Annotated in this window: 14 protein-coding genes; 3 read left to right on the top strand and 11 right to left on the bottom strand. The window is 71.6% G+C overall.

Annotated elements, in window-relative coordinates; translation table 11 throughout:
• Positions 1-281: 281 nt before the first annotated feature.
• The 10 genes from V7E45_RS29280 to uvrC all read right to left on the bottom strand — a co-directional run bounded on the left by V7E45_RS29280 (position 282) and on the right by uvrC (position 12,900).
• The gene (locus V7E45_RS29280) at positions 282-617 is read right to left on the bottom strand and encodes an RNA polymerase-binding protein RbpA (RefSeq protein WP_003957010.1); all 336 of its coding nucleotides are present in this window, start codon (positions 615-617) and stop codon (positions 282-284) included.
• A 210-nt stretch (positions 618-827) separates the two neighbouring features.
• Positions 828-1,064, bottom strand: coding sequence for a preprotein translocase subunit SecG (secG, locus tag V7E45_RS29275; protein ID WP_133922257.1), 237 nt, complete (start codon positions 1,062-1,064; stop codon positions 828-830).
• Positions 1,065-1,172: 108 nt separating this feature from the next.
• Positions 1,173-1,949, bottom strand: a complete 777-nt coding sequence (gene tpiA, locus V7E45_RS29270; protein WP_333777206.1) for a triose-phosphate isomerase — start codon at positions 1,947-1,949, stop codon at positions 1,173-1,175.
• 5 nt (positions 1,950-1,954) lie between these two features.
• Positions 1,955-3,166: a phosphoglycerate kinase gene (locus V7E45_RS29265; RefSeq protein WP_333777205.1), complete on the bottom strand. Its 1,212-nt coding sequence runs from the start codon at positions 3,164-3,166 to the stop codon at positions 1,955-1,957.
• A 151-nt stretch (positions 3,167-3,317) separates the two neighbouring features.
• Complete coding sequence (gene gap / locus V7E45_RS29260; RefSeq protein WP_333777204.1) at positions 3,318-4,325, bottom strand: type I glyceraldehyde-3-phosphate dehydrogenase; 1,008 nt, start codon at positions 4,323-4,325, stop codon at positions 3,318-3,320.
• A gap of 319 nt (positions 4,326-4,644) precedes the next feature.
• On the bottom strand, positions 4,645-7,608 hold the full coding sequence (locus V7E45_RS29255) for a M14 family metallopeptidase (RefSeq protein WP_333777203.1): 2,964 nt from the start codon (positions 7,606-7,608) through the stop codon (positions 4,645-4,647).
• A gap of 150 nt (positions 7,609-7,758) precedes the next feature.
• Positions 7,759-8,748: a DNA-binding protein WhiA gene (whiA, locus tag V7E45_RS29250; protein WP_020939326.1), complete on the bottom strand. Its 990-nt coding sequence runs from the start codon at positions 8,746-8,748 to the stop codon at positions 7,759-7,761.
• Entirely contained in the window at positions 8,739-9,836 is a 1,098-nt protein-coding gene (locus V7E45_RS29245) for a gluconeogenesis factor YvcK family protein (protein ID WP_333777202.1), read from the bottom strand. Before V7E45_RS29245 ends, whiA begins: the two co-directional genes overlap by 10 nt.
• Complete coding sequence (gene rapZ, locus V7E45_RS29240) at positions 9,833-10,828, bottom strand: RNase adapter RapZ (protein WP_333777201.1); 996 nt, start codon at positions 10,826-10,828, stop codon at positions 9,833-9,835. The genes V7E45_RS29245 and rapZ overlap by 4 nt, the downstream gene beginning before the upstream one ends.
• Positions 10,825-12,900, bottom strand: coding sequence for an excinuclease ABC subunit UvrC (uvrC, locus tag V7E45_RS29235; RefSeq protein WP_333777200.1), 2,076 nt, complete (start codon positions 12,898-12,900; stop codon positions 10,825-10,827). Before uvrC ends, rapZ begins: the two co-directional genes overlap by 4 nt.
• Before the next feature lie 420 nt (positions 12,901-13,320).
• Here uvrC and V7E45_RS29230 point away from each other — a divergent pair, with 420 nt between their 5' ends.
• The gene (locus V7E45_RS29230) at positions 13,321-14,271 is read left to right on the top strand and encodes a hypothetical protein (protein WP_333777199.1); all 951 of its coding nucleotides are present in this window, start codon (positions 13,321-13,323) and stop codon (positions 14,269-14,271) included.
• 260 nt (positions 14,272-14,531) lie between these two features.
• On the opposite strand, the gene V7E45_RS29225 is transcribed toward V7E45_RS29230, so the two are convergent.
• Positions 14,532-14,957: a Rieske (2Fe-2S) protein gene (locus V7E45_RS29225; protein WP_333777198.1), complete on the bottom strand. Its 426-nt coding sequence runs from the start codon at positions 14,955-14,957 to the stop codon at positions 14,532-14,534.
• A 187-nt stretch (positions 14,958-15,144) separates the two neighbouring features.
• Here V7E45_RS29225 and V7E45_RS29220 point away from each other — a divergent pair, with 187 nt between their 5' ends.
• Together V7E45_RS29220 and V7E45_RS29215 are read left to right on the top strand one after the other, a co-directional pair.
• A complete protein-coding gene (locus V7E45_RS29220; RefSeq protein ID WP_333777197.1) occupies positions 15,145-16,419 on the top strand; it encodes a LacI family DNA-binding transcriptional regulator in 1,275 nt (424 codons plus the stop codon).
• Complete coding sequence (locus V7E45_RS29215) at positions 16,416-17,327, top strand: carbohydrate kinase family protein (protein ID WP_333777196.1); 912 nt, start codon at positions 16,416-16,418, stop codon at positions 17,325-17,327. The genes V7E45_RS29220 and V7E45_RS29215 overlap by 4 nt, the downstream gene beginning before the upstream one ends.
• Positions 17,328-17,528: the final 201 nt, after the last annotated feature.

Here is a 17,528-nt window from a genome sequence, read left to right as displayed (position 1 = left end):
GGAAAGGGGCCAGGAAGGGGCCGATGACGGGGGCGCCGGGCAGGTAGGTGCGCAAGGGCAGGTAGGTGCGCAACGGCAGGCCGGTGCGCAGGGCGATGGGTCCGCGGGCAGGCGGAGGCGCGGGCCGTCGGGCCGCACGGGGAGCCGGTCTCCGACCGCCCCCGGCGCCGTCCCGCGGGCAACCCGAAGGAGGCGGGGGCCCGCCCCGGGCCGGTGTCGGCCGGCGCGGGCGTGCGAGACGGCGGCGGCCGGGCACCCGAGGGCACCCGGCCGGTGAAGTCCTAGATCTCGCCGCGCAGTTTGGCGAGTGCCTCGGCGAGGATCGCCTCGCCGTCCGCGTCGCTGCGCCGCTCCCGCACGTACGCCAGGTGCGTCTTGTACGGCTCGGTGCGCGGCGGGTCCGGCGGGTTGTCCCGGTCCTGGCCGGCCGGAAAGCCGCAGCGAGGGCAGTCCCAGGTGTCGGGAACCTGCGCGTCGCTGGCGAAGCTCGGCTGCGTCTCGTGCCCGTTGGAGCACCAGAAGGAGATGCGCAGACGCGGCGCGGACTCGCCACGCTCGGCCTCGCCCATCGGCCCCGCTCCGACCCGGCTTCCCCGGATCGCGTTGCCACTTGCCACGGTCGTAACTCCCTGCGTGATGGTGCCGCGAAGCGAGTCGGCGTTCCGCTTCGCCGCGAGCGCCTCAGTCTACGTAAGGCCCAACGCGCGTCCAGTGATTGGAGTTACAGCCCCCGCACCTAGACGCAAGCCCCATGATAGGCCGCGCCCTGGAGCGCGTACCGGACATGGGGCCTTACGTACGGATCGAGCGTGTGCGCGGTGCGCCGGTCAGCTGTTCGTCTTCATGACGATGCCGAGGACGACGATGCACGCGAACCACAGCAGACCGATGACGATCGTGATGCGGTCGAGGTTGCGCTCGGCGACCGAGGAGCCGCCGACGGAGGACTGCATACCGCCACCGAACATGTCGGACAGGCCGCCGCCCTTCCCCTTGTGCATCAGCACCAGCAGCATCAGCAGCAGGCTGAAGACGATCAGGGCGATCGAGAACCCCAAAACCACGGCTGGACCAACTTCCTCGGATTCGGATGGACGACGGGGGCACAGCGCCACGGCTGTGCCCCCGCAAGAGTACGACGTATCGTCGCTACCGCCTACTCACGGACCTGATCACTGGTCGCGGAAGCGCACGATCTTGACGAACTCGTCGGCGTCCAGCGAGGCACCGCCGACCAGGGCGCCGTCGATGTCGGCCTTGGCCATGATCTCGGCGACGTTGCCGGCCTTGACGGAGCCGCCGTACTGGATGCGGACCTTGTCGGCCACGTCCTGGGAGTACAGCTCGGCGATCTTGCCGCGGATGGCGGCGCAGACCTCCTGGGCGTCGTCGGCGCCGCAGACCTTGCCGGTGCCGATGGCCCAGACGGGCTCGTAGGCGATCACGATGGTCTCGGCCTGCTCGGCCGGGAGGTCCTTCAGACCGCCCTCGACCTGGGCGAGGGTGTGGGAGACGTGGTCGCCCGCCTCGCGGACCTCCAGTTCCTCGCCGACGCACATGATCGGGGTCAGGCCGTGCTTGTAGGCGGCCTTGACCTTGGCGTTCACGACCTCGTCGGTCTCGTGGTGGTACTGGCGGCGCTCGGAGTGGCCGATGGCCACGTACGTGCACTTGAGCTTGGCCAGCATCGGGCCCGAGATCTCACCGGTGTAGGCACCGGAGTCGTGCGCCGAGACGTCCTGGGCACCGTACTTGATCTTGAGCTTGTCGCCGTCGACCAGGGTCTGCACGGAGCGCAGGTCGGTGAACGGCGGCAGAACGGCGACCTCGACGGCCTCGTAGTCCTTGTCGGCCAGGGCGAAGGCGAGCTTCTGGACGTGCGCGATGGCCTCGAGGTGGTTGAGGTTCATCTTCCAGTTGCCCGCCATCAGCGGCGTGCGCGTGCTCATCGAGGTCAGTCCTCCAGTGCGGCGAGGCCGGGGAGCGTCTTGCCCTCGAGGTATTCGAGGGAGGCGCCGCCACCGGTCGAGATGTGGCCGAATGCCTTCTCGTCGAAGCCGAGCGTACGCACGGCCGCGGCGGAGTCACCACCGCCGACGACGCTGAAGCCGTTCGAGTCGACGAGGGCCCGGGCGACCGCCTTGGTGCCCTCGGCGTAGTCGGGGTGCTCGAAGACGCCCATGGGACCGTTCCAGAAGACGGTCCGGGCGTCGGCGAGCTTCGAGGCGTAGAGCTCTCGGGTCTTCGGGCCGATGTCCAGGCCCTCCTGGTCGGCGGGGATCTTGTCCGCGTCGACCACGGTGTTCTCGGTCGGCGCCTTGGTCTTCAGGTCCGGGAACTCCCGGGAGACCACGACGTCGACGGGGAGCAGCAGCTCCACGCCCAGCTTCTCGGCGCGTTCCAGGTACTCGGTGACGGCCGGGACCTGGTCCTCCTGGAGCAGGGAGATGCCGACCTCGTAGCCCTTGGCCTTGAGGAAGGTGTAGGCCATGCCGCCGCCGATGAGCAGCCGGTCGGCCTTGCCGAGGAGCTGGTCGATGACGGCGAGCTTGTCGGAGACCTTGGCGCCGCCGAGCGCGACGACGTAGGGGCGCTCGACGTCGTCGGTGAGCTTCTTCAGGACGCCGACCTCGGTGGCGATCAGGTAGCCGGCGTAGTGCGGCAGCCGGGCCGGGAGGTCGTAGACGGAGGCGTGCTTGCGGTGCACCGCGCCGAAGCCGTCACCGACGTACACGTCGGCGAGGGCGGCCAGCCGGTCGGCGAACTCGCCACGCTCGGTGTCGTCCTTGGAGGTCTCGCCGGCGTTGAAGCGCAGGTTCTCGATGACCGCGACCTGGCCGGGCTGGAGGCCGTCCACGGCGTCGTGGGCGGCGGGGCCGACGGTGTCCTGGGCGAACGCGACCGGCGCGCCGAGGAGTTCGCCGAGCCGCTCGGCGGCGGGCAGCAGCGAGAAGGCGGGGTCCGGGGCGCCCTTGGGACGGCCCAGGTGCGAGGCGACGACCACCTTGGCGCCGGCCTCGGCGAGCGCCTTGACCGTGGGCAGGACGGCGCGGATGCGGCCGTCGTCGGTGATGACGCCGTCCGCGAGCGGGACGTTGAGGTCAGCACGGACGAAGACCCGCTTGCCGTCCACGCCCGCGGAGAGAAGTTCGTCGATGGTCTTCATGAGAGTGGGCTCCTGAGGAGGGCTCTTGTTCCTACGAGGCTCGATCTTCGCAGGTCGGCCGGGGCCGCCTGCACGCACGTCAGGGCCCGGGCAGCGCGACGGTGCGCTGCCCGAGCCCTGCGTTGACGCATCGGCTGCCCGTTGCGGCCGATCAGAGCTGGTTGCCGACGAAGACCGTGAGGTCCACGAGGCGGTTGGAGTAGCCCCACTCGTTGTCGTACCAACCGAGGATCTTCACCGACGTGCCCTCCTGGACCATGGTCAGGGAGGAGTCGAAGGTGCAGGACGACGGGTCGCCGACGATGTCCGAGGAGACGATCTGGTCCTCGGTGTAGGTCAGGTAGCCCTGGAGCTCGCCCTCCGAGGCCTTCTTGAAGGCGGCGTTGACCTCGTCCTTGGTGACCTCGCGGGAGAGCTCCACGACGAGGTCGGTGGCCGAGCCGGTCGGGACCGGGACGCGCATGGCGATGCCGTCCAGCTTGCCCTTGAGCTGCGGCAGCACCAGCGCGGTGGCCTTGGCGGCACCGGTGGTGGTCGGGATGATGTTCTCGGCGGCGGCACGGGCGCGGCGCAGGTCCTTGTGCGGGAAGTCCAGGATGCGCTGGTCGTTCGTGTACGCGTGCACCGTCGTCATCAGGCCCTTGACGATGCCGAAGTTCTCGTCGAGGACCTTCGCCATCGGCGCCACACAGTTGGTGGTGCAGGAGGCGTTGGAGATGACGTGGTGGTTCGCCGGGTCGTACTTGTCCTGGTTGACGCCCATCACGATGGTGATGTCCTCGTCCTTGGCCGGGGCCGAGATGAGGACCTTCTTCGCGCCACCGGCGATGTGCTTGGCGGCGCCTTCCTTCTTGGTGAAGATGCCGGTCGACTCGATGACGATGTCGACACCCAGCTCGCCCCACGGGATGTCGGCCGGGTTGCGCTCGGAGAGCACCTTGATGGTGTGGCCGTCGACGGTGATGGCGTCGGCGGTGTGGGAGACCTCCTGCTTGAGGCGACCCAGGATGGTGTCGTACTTGAGCAGGTGAGCGGTGGTCGCGGTGTCACCCAGGTCGTTGACAGCCACAACCTCGATGTCGGCACCCTGCTCCAGCAGCGCGCGGAAGTAGTTGCGTCCGATACGGCCGAAGCCGTTGATGCCTACGCGGATCGTCACGAACCGATCTCCTCGTTGGTACGCCGGCCATGCGGTGCCGGCGAGCTGTATTTGGGATGTCCCCGACCACCCCCGACCCTACCCCTCTGGGTGCCCCGGAGTGACATCGAGATGCCGCATAAAAGGGCAGGCGGTCCGTACCGGCCAGTAGGGTACGGACCACCTCGGATCGGCGGTCATTTCACGGGTCTTTGTTATGTAATGCCGCTGCCCTTCAGCGCTGTTTTCACTCGTTCGTGAGCGGGTCGGCTCACCTGATGAGTGCTGTTTCCGCGCACCGTTGAGAGAGGGTCCTGCTCACATGTCGAGTCAGCGCGTCTCAACTGCCGAGCGAGACGAACGCCTTCCTCATCAGCGCGGCGCGATCGGCCGCCGACGGCAGCTGTTCCAGACCGAAGCCGAGGAGCACGGTGTCCTTCGTGGTGATCGCTCCGTACGTGCGGAAGAGGGTCCCGGTGCGCGTCCAGTCCTTCAGGACCGGCGGGCTGCCCGCGGGCGGCCCGGCCACCCGCCACGCCCCGAGCGACGTCTCGAAGCCCTCGGTCTCCTTCGCCGCGCCGCCCACGACGAGCGAGGCGTCGTCGGCGAGCACACCGTGCCCGCCGCTGCCCGGGTCGGTGATGTAGGCGAGGGAGATCTCCACCGACTTCCCGGCGTACGCGCTCAGGTCGAACTCCGCGCGCTGCCAGCCGCTGGAACCGCCGGTGAGGCTGTGCCACGCCCCGGAGGTGCCGGTGGCGGTGCAGGAGTTGTCCGCCAGCGTCAGATAGTGCCTCAGCCAGGGGTGCTCGCGGATCAGGAACCCGGCCCCGCACTCGGCGGGCACGGCCGACGTGGTGGCGCCGGACGCCTCCGGGAGCGTGGTCCAGTCGTCGCCGCCCACGGTGTGCGCCTCGAGGACCGCGTGGTCGTACCCGCGCTCGGTGTCCCACAGCAGCCGGGTGCTCAGCGTGGGCCGGTCGGCGGCGGTCACGCCGGTGAGGTCGACGGTGCGGGTCAGGCGCTTGTAGGCGTCGTCGGTGTGGACCGCGGCGGCCATGGAGGAGCCGCTGTACGGGCCGTAGGGGTTGACCGTGCCGGCGAACTGCCCCGCCCCCGCGCTCGCGAACTGCGGGTACGTCACGGACGGGAGCTCGTCCGACGTCACGCCGTAGGTGCCGGCCCGGTCCAGCGGGTTGCCGGGCGCGTCAGCGAGGGCGCCGGAGTAGCCCGCCAGGCCGCCGGAGCCGGTGAAGCCGGTGGCTCCCTTGGTCGACGTACGGCTGTACGCACCCAGGTAGTACTGGCTGAAGTCGTCCGAGGGGGTGCCGTCGCCGAGGTCGACGCTGCCGCCGGCCAGCTCGCCGGCCTCGATCAGCCTGCCGCCCTCATTCAGGTACGCGCGCAGCTGGAGCTGCGTGGCGTTGCCCGGACCGCTCGTGCCCGAGTAGTGCGCGACCGTCCTGAAGTGGCCGAGCACGCCGAGCGCGTCGGGCGCGCCCTGCGTGGCGACGTCCCACACGACGGCCCGGTGGCCGGCCGCACGCAGCGCGTCGACGTACGTCCGCGCCTGTGCGGCGGCCGTGCCCTCCTCGGCGACCACCAGCGTGTCGGCCGCGGGCCGCTCGGCGACGGTGTAGGTGAAGTGGGAACTCGCGGCCTTCCGGGCGTGTCCGCCGCGCCCGGTCTCACCGGTGAACCACACCTCGACCTTGTCGCCCGGCCGTCCGGCCGGCACCGCGGCCCGGTACTCGTCGAAGTAGAGGTCGTCCTCGCCGCCGTACGTCTCCCCGCCCTTCCAGCGCCTCAGCGCCCGGTCGTGCGTACGGCCGCCGTTGACGCGGTACTTGAGCTCCTTGTGCCGGATCGCCTTGCGGACGACGACGGAGACCTGCTGGTCCGTTCCGCGCGCGTAGGAGGTGGTGAACGCGGCCGGGGTGAAGTCGGCGGCCTTCAGGCCGACCGACGAGACCGGCCGATCGGGGTGGACGGCCGTCTCGGCGACGGAGAGCGCGAACGGGACGTTCTTCTCGAACTCCTGCTGGATCAGCCTCTCGTCGTCGGGGAAGTTGAAGACCGACTGGCAGTCGTCGGGGTTCCAGGCGTCGTTCGGGTCCACGTTCGACGCGGTCTCGCAGGTCGACATCTCCGGGGTGAACATCCCCATGCCGTTGACGTTCGAGGCGTGGCCGTCCGCCTCGCCGTTGGTGGTGTACAGCTCCGAGGAGACCTGGGAGCGGTAGCCCGGGATCGCCGGGTCGTCGGGGGTGCCGGCGAGCGCCTGGTACAGGACGTCGTCCGGGGTCGGCGTGGCCACCTGCCATCCCACTCCGTACAGCAGCAGTTCGGCGGCGGAGTGGTAGTTGATGCCGTAGGTGAAGCCGACGCGCTTCTCGAAGCCGTCCAGGGCCTTCGTCTCCGGCTCGGACTCGGGGGTCGCGCCGCGGTAGGTCTCACTGGTGGGGTTCGGGGACGAGCCCTCGTCGTCGTAGCCCCACTTGTAGGGGAAGTTGCGGTTGAGGTCGACCCCGTCGCCGGTGCTGATGGCGCCGTCGCCGTTGTTGTCCCGCAGGTTCTTGCGCCACAGGCGGGTGGAGGAGTCCTTGAACGTGTAGTCGTAGCCGTCGGGGTTGGCCGACAGCACGAACCAGAGTTCGGTGGAGTCGACGATCCGCCGGACCCGCTTGTCGCTCCTGTAGCCGTCCAGGTAGTAGTGCATCAGGCGCCGGGTCATCTCCGGCGTGATCCACTCGCGCGCGTGCTGGTTGGACATGTACAGCACCGCCGGCTTGGAGCCGTCCTTGGACTTCCTGGCGTCCTTGGTCAGCCGGAGCGCGAGGATGTCCTGGCCGCCGACGGTCCTGCCGATGGACTCGACCTTGGTGAGCCCCGGATGAGCCTGAGCGGTGCGGAGGATCTCCTCCTTCAGGCCGCCGCTTCCGCTGTACGGCCGGAACACGCCCTGCGAGGCGCCCTCGACGCGCTTCTCGGACCTGGCCGAGAAGGTGCGCTCGGTGAGGTGCACGCCCCGCCGTTCGAGCTTCCCGGCCTGCTGGTCGGTCAGATAGACCTCGACGGTGCTCCGGCCCTTGCCGGTGACCTGCTCGCCGAGTTCCTGGCCGTCCTGGCCGGCCTCCAGGAGCAGCGGGATCTGTTTACGGGTGATGTCGGCGCGGAAGACCTTGACCTCGTCGGGGTCGGACGGAGAAGGGCTTCCGCTCTGTGCCTGGGCGATGGGCGCAAGGGCCGCTCCCCCGATCAGGAGCGTGCCGACAGCGAGGATCGATCTCGCTCTGTGTCTCATGAACCCCCCTTGCGGTGGTTCGCCACAGCGGCGAACAGGTTGCCAGGCTCATGTCACCTCATGATCGAGTCAAGAGCGCCTCACGGACACGCAAACGCCGGTGCCGGCCACCCGTTCGGGCGCCGGCACCGGCGGGTCGGAGGGGCTGGATCAGCCCGCCAGGTTGTCCGCCAGCTCGTCGCTGAGGTTGGCCTCGGTGCTGGGGATGCCGAGGTCGGCGGCCCGCTTGTCGGCCATGGCCAGCAGGCGGCGGATCCGGCCCGCGACCGCGTCCTTGGTCAGCGGCGGGTCGGCGAGCGCGCCCAGCTCCTCCAGGGACGCCTGCTTGTGCTCCATCCGCAGCCGGCCGGCGGCCGCGAGGTGCTCGGGCACCTCCTCGCCGAGGATCTCCAGCGCCCGCTGCACCCGGGCACCGGCGGCCACGGCGGCGCGGGCCGAGCGGCGCAGGTTGGCGTCGTCGAAGTTGGCGAGCCGGTTGGCGGTGGCCCGCACCTCGCGCCGCATCCGGCGCTCCTCCCAGGCCAGCACCGACTCGTGCGCGCCGAGCCGGGTCAGCAGGGCACCGATCGCGTCACCGTCGCGTACGACCACCCGGTCCACCCCGCGCACCTCACGGGCCTTCGCGGCGATCGACAGCCGGCGCGCGGCGCCGACCAGCGCGAGCGCGGCCTCGGGCCCCGGGCAGGTCACCTCGAGGGAGGAGGAACGGCCGGGCTCGGTCAGCGAACCGTGCGCCAGGAAGGCACCCCGCCAGGCCGCCTCGGCGTCGCAGGTGGCCCCCGAGACCACCTGCGGGGGCAGACCTCGGATCGGGCGCCCACGGCCGTCCACAAGACCGGTCTGACGGGCCAGCTGGTCACCGCCCGCGACCACCCGCACCACGTAACGGGAACCGCGGCGCAACCCGCCGGGAGCCATCACGATCAGTTCCGAACTGTGGCCGAAGATCTCCAGGATGTCCCGCTTGAGCCGGCGGGCCGCCATCGCGGTGTCCAGCTCCGCCTCGATCACAATGCGCCCGCTCACCAGGTGGAGGCCGCCGGCGAACCGCAGAATGGCGGAGACCTCCGCCTTCCTGCAGCAGGTCCGGGTGACGGGGAGCCGGGAGATCTCGTCCTTCACCGCTGCCGTCATCGCCATGGGCCGATCCTTCCATGCATCCGAAAAATACGGTCGTACGCGGCGGCCAACAGCTCCGGGTCGTGCCGGGGGCTTCCGTCGGTCCGGGCCACCGGCGCCAACTCGACCGCGGCCCCGAGCCGCTTGGCCGCCTCGGTGAGCGAATCGCGGTCGGGCACGGCGGCCTCGTCGGCCAGCACCACGTCCAGGGCGAGTTTAGGGGCGTGTCGCCCCAAAACCTCCAAATGACGCTGCGGGGAGAAGCCCTCGGTTTCTCCCGGCTGCGGGGCGAGGTTCAGGGAGAGCACCTTGCGCGCCTTCGTCTCGGTGAGCGCGTCCAGCAGGCCGGGCACCAGCAGGTGCGGGATCACCGAGGAGAACCAGGAGCCCGGCCCGAGCACCACCCAGTCCGCGTCCAGGACCGCCGCCACCGCCTCCGGCACGGCCGGCGGGTCGTGCGGCACGAGGTGCACGGACTGCACCTCTCCGGGGGTGAGGGCCACGGTCGCCTGCCCGCGGACCGTGTCCACGTCGTCCGGGCGCTCGGGGTCGTGCCCCCTGACCAGCGCCTGCAGCTCCAGCGGCACGGCGGACATGGGCAGCACCCGCCCGTGCGCGCCGAGCAGCTTGCCGACCAGATCCAGGGCCTGGACATGATCACCGAGCTGCTCCCACAGCGCGACGATCAGCAGGTTGCCCACCGCGTGGTCGTGCAGGTCGCCCTTGGACTGGAAGCGGTGCTGGATGACCCGGGCCCACGTCTGGCCCCAGTCGTCGTCGCCGCACAGCGCTGCCAGCGCCTTGCGCAGGTCACCGGGCGGCAGCACGCCCAGCTCGTCGCGCAGGCGCCCGCTGGAGCCGCCGTCGTCGGCCACCGTGACGACGGCGGTCAGGTCACCGGTGATCCGGCGCAGCGCGGCGAGCGAGGCGGACAGGCCCATGCCGCCGCCGAGTGCGACGACCTTGGGCTGGGCGCCGCGCCGGCGGGTCCGGCCGCCCGCACGGCGCTCGGCCGGGCGGGGCGCCCGGGCCCCTGCCACGGCGCGGCCGGAACGGCCCTCCGGGACCGCCCGGCGCAGCCTGCCCAGCCGCGGTGTACGTTCCGTCATTCCCGTCCCATGTCCCGGTGCACGACCACCGTCTCCACGCCCTCGGCCGCGAGGCGCGCGGCGAGCTTCTCCGACATCGCGACCGAGCGGTGCTTGCCGCCGGTGCAGCCGATGGCGATGGTCACATACCGCTTGCCCTCGCGCCGGTAGCCGGCCGCGATGAGCCGCAGCAGCTCGGCGTACCGGTCCAGGAACTCCTTGGCGCCGGGCTGGTTGAAGACGTAGGCGGCGACCTCCTCGTTGAGGCCCGTGTACGGCCGCAGTTCCGGGACCCAGTGCGGGTTGGGCAGGAACCGCATGTCCGCGACCAGGTCGGCGTCGACCGGCAGGCCGTACTTGAACCCGAAGGACATCACGGTGGCACGCAGTTCCGGCTCCTGGTCGCCGGCGAACTGGGCGTCCATCTTGGCCCGCAGCTCGTGCACGTTGAGGCTGGAGGTGTCGATCACCAGGTCGGCGTCGCCGCGCAGCTCGCGCAGCAGCTCGCGCTCGGCGGCGATGCCGTCCACGATCCGGCCGTCGCCCTGCAGCGGGTGCGGGCGGCGCACCGACTCGAAGCGCCGCACCAGGGCCTCGTCGGAGGACTCCAGGAAGACGATGCGGCGGGTGACGCCCCGGGTGTCGAGGTCGGCGAGGGACTCGCGCAGATTGTCGAAGAAGCGCCGGCCGCGCACGTCCACGACGACCGCGATCCGCGCCACGTTGCCCTGGGAACGCGCGCCCAGCTCCACCATGGTGGGGATCAGGGCGGGCGGGAGGTTGTCGACGACGAACCAGCCGAGGTCCTCCAGACACTTCGCGGCCGTCGACCGGCCCGCACCGGACATGCCGGAGATGATCACCAGCTCGGGGATGGCCGCCTCGGGGGCCCCGGCCGGTGTGACATCCGTACTCACCTGTGCTCCGTTTTCCTGAACCGCCTGCTGCGGCTCCCCCTGGGCCTGGGCCGTCTGTTCTCGGTCCGCAGTGGGCTGTGCGTCGTGCTCGGTCATGTCTCCTGCCCCCGTCGTTCGTCCGGGGGGCCCGCGGTCACGGGCTCCCCCGAGGAACCCCCCGTCGTGTCGGGTTCCTCGTCGTCAATGATCTCTCCGGTCGCCGTGTTCACGGCGGGTGCGGCCGGAACCGCCCGGGCGAGGGCCACAGCGATGGTCTCGGCCGTCTTCCGGCCTATGCCGGGCACCTCCTGGATCTGCTCGATTGTGGCGGACCGCAGCTTCTTCACCGAGCCGAAATGCTTGATGAGCGCCTGTTTCCTGGTCTCACCGAGGCCGGGCACGTCGTCCAGGGGGCTGGAACGGAAGCGTTTGGCACGCCTGGTGCGCTGATAGGTGATCGCGAAGCGGTGCGCCTCGTCACGGACACGCTGGAGCATGTACAGGCCCTCGCTGGTGCGGGGCAGGACGACCGGGTCGTCCTCGCCGGGCACCCAGACCTCCTCCAGGCGCTTGGCCAGACCGCACACGGCGATGTCGTCGATGCCCAGCTCGTCCAGCGCCCGGCGGGCCGCCGCGACCTGCGGCTGACCGCCGTCGACCACGACCAGCTGCGGCGGGTAGGCGAACTTCCTGGGCCGGCCGTCGTCGTCCTTGAGGGTGTCGCCGACCGGCTCACCGTCGACGAGCACGTCCTCGGAGCCGGCTCCCTCGGTCCACTCCCCCGTCTTCTCCTTCTCGGCCAGGTAGCGCCGGAAGCGCCTGGTGATCACCTCGTGCATGGAGCGGACGTCGTCCTGCCCGGCGAACCCCCGGATCTGGAAGCGCCGGTACTCGCCCTTGCGCTGCAGGCCGTCCTCGAAGACGACCATGGAGGCGACCACGTCGTCGCCCTGGAGGTGCGAGACGTCGTAGCACTCGATGCGCAGCGGGGCGCTGTCCAGGTCGAGGGCCTCGGCGATCTCCTCCAGTGCCCGCGAGCGGGTGGTCAGGTCGGAGGCGCGCTTGGTCTTGTGCAGTGCGAGGGCCTGCAGGGCGTTGCGCTGCACGGTCTCCATGAGCGCCTTCTTGTCGCCGCGCTGCGGGATGCGCAGCGAGACGTTCGCCCCGCGGCGGCCGGTCAGCCACTCCTGGACCGGCTCGACCGGCTCGGGCAGGGCGGGGACCAGCACCTCCTTGGGGACGGCGTCCCCGCTCTCCTCGCCGTACAGCTGCTGCAGGGCGTGCTCGACGAGGGCACCCGTGGTGATCTCCTCGACCTTGTCGGTCACCCAGCCGCGCTGGCCGCGCACCCGGCCGCCGCGCACGTGGAAGATCTGCACGGCCGCCTCCAGCTCGTCCTCCGCGACGGCGACGAGGTCGGCGTCGGTCGCGTCGGCGAGCACGACCGCGTTCTTCTCCATGGCCTTCTTCAGGGCCTCGATGTCGTCGCGCAGGCGGGCGGCCCGCTCGTACTCCATCTCCTCGGCCGCCTCCGTCATCTGCCTCTCCAGACGGCGGAGGTAGGTGCCCGTGCGGCCCGCCATGAAGTCCGAGAACTCCTCGGCCAGCTCCCGGTGGTCCTCGGGGGTGATCCGGCCGACGCAGGGCGCGGAGCACTTGCCGATGTAGCCGAGCAGGCAGGGCCGGCCGGTGCGGGCGGCGTTCTTGAACACACCGGCCGAGCAGGTGCGCACCGGGAAGACCCGCAGCAGCAGATCGACGGTGTCCCGGATGGCCCAGGCGTGCGCGTACGGCCCGAAGTACCTGACGCCCTTCTTCTTGTGACCGCGCATCACCTGCACACGCGGGAACTCCTCGTTCATCGTCACCGCGAGGTACGGGTAGCTCTTGTCGTCGCGGTACTTGACGTTGAACCGGGGGTCGTACTCCTTGATCCAGGAGTACTCCAGCTGCAGCGCCTCGACCTCCGTGGACACCACGGTCCACTCCACGGAGGCGGCGGTGGTCACCATCGAGCGGGTGCGCGGGTGCAGGTTCGCCAGGTCCTGGAAGTAGTTCGCCAGGCGCTGGCGCAGGCTCTTCGCCTTTCCGACGTAGATCACCCGGCGGTGCTCGTCACGGAACCTGTACACCCCCGGTGTGTCCGGGATCTCACCCGGCCTGGGGCGGTAGCTGGAGGGGTCGGCCATGTCTCACACCCTACTGGCGAGCACCGACACCGCGTCGGGCCTGTGGACAACGCCGGCCGGGCCAGGAGCACGCCGTCCGCCGCCCGGCGCGGCGGGTGCCGCCGCCCTTCCCTCGAAGGCAGTGTTCCGGCCATGCTGACCCCCGCCGGACCGCCCGGACGGGCACCGACGGTGACCGTACCGTGCCCGGGCCCGCGTGCCGGGGGTCGCGGGTCGGCCAGGACTGAGCGGTCCCCCGGCCCGAGGTGTTGTCGGGGTCTGGTCAACACGCTTCAATGCGGGGGAGCTCGGGGCCGAGCGTGCCGGCGTACGGACGCGGCGCGCGCAGAAAGGGCGTTCCCACGCCCACGGGGGTGGCCCCGCACACCCGCACGGACGGTCCGACCAGCCTCCGTGAACCTCACAGAAAGGCCCCTGTGCATGCGGCACGCCACAGCGGAGCACGCGGACGCCCCCACCGCGCAACTCGACCTGGCCCTGCGGGGCGGCCCCTTCCACGTGGCGCTGCGCGCCGCGATCGCCGCCCGGGGACTGCCGCTCCAGCGCGTGCAGCACCATCTGTCGCGCCACGGGGTCAAGGTGGGGGTCACCAGTCTGAGTTACTGGCAGCAGGGCGCCCGCCGCCCGCAGCGCCCGGAGTCGCTGCGCGCCGTCCGGGCCCTGGAGGAGATACTCCGGCTCCCGGACGAGTCGCTGATCCGGCTGCTCGCCGAGGCCGGTGAGGCCGCCTCTGCCCGTCGCCCCTCTGCCCGCTCCTACCGCTCCCTGGTCGAGGCCTCGGACGTCCTGACGCGGCTCCAGGCCGACCTGGGCTGGTCCCTGGACGGCGGGCTGCACACCCTCGGCCACCACGAACGCGTGCGGATCGGCGCCCGCCGCGAACTGGCGGGCCGCGAGTCCCACCACATCGTGCGCGCCCACCGCGACGGCGTCGACCGCTTCGTCGCCGTCCACCACGGCGACCCCGGCTGCGACCCGCGCGCCATGACGGTGCACGCCCTGGACAACTGCCGCACCGGACGCGTGCGCCGGGACCAGGACACCGGTGTGCTGGTGGTCGAGCTGCTCTTCGGGACCCGGCTGCGCGCCGGCGACACCTTCCTCTTCCGGTACGGCGTCGAGGACGGGACGGCGGGGGCCTGCCGCGAGTACAGCCACCGGTTCGGCTTCCCCGGCGGCCAGTACGCGCTCCAGGTGCGCTTCGACGGAGCCTCGCTGCCGACCCGCTGCCACCGATTCACCCAGCACTCGCCCGCGGCCCCGCGCAGCGGCCGGCACGAGCTGCCGGTCACCGGGCCCCACCACAGCGTCCATGTCGTCGAGCCCCGGATCCGGCCCGGCCTGGTGGGTATCACCTGGGACTGGGAGTGAGCGGCTGAGCCGGGCCGTCCTGGTGAGCAGGGGAATCCGTGAGCGGGCGGTCCCGGTGCGGGGGTGTGGTCCTGTGCGCCGGGCGGTCGCCGTGAGCCGAGGGGTCCCCGTGCGTGGGGCGGTCCCCGTCAGTTAGGCGGTCCCGGTGCGTGGTGCGGTCCCCGTGCGTGGGGCGGTTCCGGTGCGCCGGGTGAACCCGGTGAAGGTGGCGGTCCCGATGTGCCGGGGCTCCGGTGTGCCGGGCCCGATGTGCCGGCCGGTCAGGCGCCGGGGCCTGCGATGATCCTGCCCTTGCTGGCCCTGACCGGCAGTTCGTTCAGCGGCTCGGTGGCCGGCGACTGGACCACCTTTCCGGTCACCGCGTCGAACTGGCTGCCGTGGCAGGGGCAGACCAGCGTGGTCCCCTGGAGCTTGTTGATGGGGCACCCCGCGTGCGTACAGATGGTGCTGTACGCCTTGAGGCCACCGTTCGCGTCGCGGCTGACCACCACATTCCGGTCGCGGTAGAGCTTGGCACCGCCCTTGGGAACCTCGTTCTCGGCGCCGAGGTCGACCGGCGCGGTCGGGGTGGCGTCGGCCGAGGCGCCGCCCGGAGCGGAGCAGGCGGCCAGCCCGAGCCCGGCGACCGGAGCCGCTGCGGCTCCTCGAAGGACGGTACGGCGGCTCGCGGACGAACGGGCGGACATCAGGACTCCACGGGTCGGGGGGCGTGCGAGCGCACGATACCGGGGCAAGTCGGCAGGGCTCCCGGCGGGAGGGGCGGACAGGGCGGGATCCATCCGCGTAAACGCTTGCGCAAGCGTTTACGCGGTTGCCGCGCTTGCGGTAGCTTTCCGGCCCGACGCACCCGTCACGACGTAGGGAGGAACGCCGATGCCGACGATGGCCGACGTCGCCCGAAGCGCCGGCGTCTCCGTGGCGACCGTCTCCCACGTCCTCAACGGCACGCGGCCGGTGCTGCCCCACACCCGCCAGGCGGTCCTGGACGCCGTCGACGCCCTCGGCTACACGCCCAACACCCTCGCCCGCTCGCTGGTGACCTCCCGGACCCGTTCCATCGGCCTGGCGGTGTCGGCGATCAGCAACCCGTACTTCACGGAGATCCTCCAGGGCGTGGAGGCCGAGGCCCTGGAGGCCGGCTACAGCCTGCTCATCGCCGACCCGCACGACGACCCCGTGCACGAGCGCAAGGTCGTGCAACTGCTGCACGAACGGCGGGTGGACGGCATGATCGTCGCCCCCTCCGCCGACCCGCACGCAACTGTGGACTACCTCACACGCCACACCGTGCCCACGGTGTTCCTGGACCGGGTGCTCACGGCGGACGACGGGGCGGCCGGTGCTCCCGATCAGGTCTGCGCCGAGAACGTCGAGCCGATGGCCCGGCTCGTCGGCCATCTCACCGCGCTCGGTCATCGGCGGATCGGCCTGGTCGCCGGCCTGCCCGGACTCAGCACCACGGCCGAGCGGATCGCCGGCTACCGCCAAGCCCTTGCCTCGGCGGGCCTCACCCACGACGAGGACCTGTTGGTGTCCGGCAACTCGGAGTCGGCCGGCGCCGAGCGGGCCACGGCCGCCCTGCTGGCCCTTCCCGAGCCGCCCACGGCGCTCGTCACCGCCAACAACGCCATGACCATCGGCGCCCTGCGCGTCCTGCGCCGGCACGGCCTGGCCGTGCCGGGCGACATCTCCCTATGCTGTTTCGACGACTTCGCCTGGGCCGATCTGTTCTCCCCCCGGCTCACCGCCGTCGCCCAGCCCAGCAGGGAGATCGGCGCCCAGGCCGTCCGGGTGCTGCTGGACCGGCTGGCCACGCCCGGCCGGCCCGCCCGGACCGTACGACTGCCCTGCGCCTTCGTCCACCGCAGCTCCTGCGGCTGCCCGGAACCGGAGCAGCCGGTCCGGGAGCTGAGCCGGGACGAGGACCCGGATCGGAACCCGACCCGGGCCAGGGGCGGGGATGGGGACCGGGACGGGCCCGGCCGAGGGGACGGTCCCGGTCACGGGATCAGCCTCGGCGACGGAGCCGGGCCCGGGGAGGCAGCCAGGCCCGGGGGCGAGGGTGCCGGCCCGCTGCCGGGCGCCCTGGACGGGAAGGCCGCATCGTCCGCACGCTCCACGCTGTCCGAGAAGGGAACCACCTCGTGATCGTCGTCGCCGGTGAGGCACTGATCGACCTGGTACCGCACAGCCCCGGTGCCCTCGCTGACCTGAAGCCGGCGCTCGGCGGCGGCCCCTACAACACGGCCGTGGCCCTCGGCCGACTCGGCTCGCCGACCGCCTTCTGCTCCCGCACGTCGCACGACGCTTTCGGTGAGGCCCTGCTCGACGGGCTGCGGCGGGCCGGGGTGGACGTGTCGGGTGTGCAGCGCGGCCCCGAGCCGACCACCCTGGCGGTCGCCACCGTCGGCAGCGGCGGCTCGGCCTCCTACTCCTTCTATGTCGACGGCACCGCCGACCGTCTCTTCACCACTCCCGCCACGCTCCCCGCCGGCACGCGCGCGGTGTCCTTCGGTACCTGCTCGCTCGTCCTGGAGCCGGGGGCGAGCGCCTATGAGGAGCTGATGCGGGCCGCCGCCGGGCAGGGACTGTTCACCGCGCTCGACCCCAACATCCGGGCGGGGCTGATCCCGAACGCGGACGCCTACCGGGCGCGTTTCAGGAGCTGGCTGCCCTCGGTGACACTGCTGAAGCTGTCAGAGGAGGACGCCGAGTGGCTCGGCGGCACCCCGCGCGAGTGGCTGGACGCGGGGCCGTCGGCCGTGGTGCTCACGCGGGGCGGCGACGGCCTCACCGTCCTCACCCGGGACGGCGCGGAGTACTCCGTCCCGGGTGAGAAGGTCGAGGTGGTCGACACCATCGGTGCCGGTGACACCGTGAACGCGGCTCTGCTGCACGGGCTCTTCGCACAGGACGCGCTGTCCGCACGGGGGCTGGCCGCCCTGGGACCGGACGGCTGGCAGCGGCTGCTGCGGTTCGCCGCGCGGGCGGCGGCGATCACCTGCTCCCGGGCCGGGGCGGAGCCGCCGTTCGCGAACGAGCTGGGCGAACTCTGAGCGAGCGACGGGCGACGGGCGACGGGCGACGGGCGGGGATCTTCGGGGATTTCCTGGATGCTGTTGTCAAGGTGCTGCCGGCCCAGCGGTTCGTGACACCGGTGGAGGCTGTCGCCCCGCGGAGCCGGGGTGGCTGTAGATGGAACGAGGGGGGGGGGGGGGGGGGGGGGGGGGGGGGGGGGGGGGGGGGGGGGGGGGGGG

The organism is Streptomyces sp. IBSBF 3136 (assembly GCF_036815105.1).
Classification (GTDB): Bacteria; Actinomycetota; Actinomycetes; order Streptomycetales; family Streptomycetaceae; genus Streptomyces.
The sequence above is the reverse complement of the archived record's forward strand: the minus strand, read 5'-3'. Positions and strand labels throughout refer to the sequence as shown.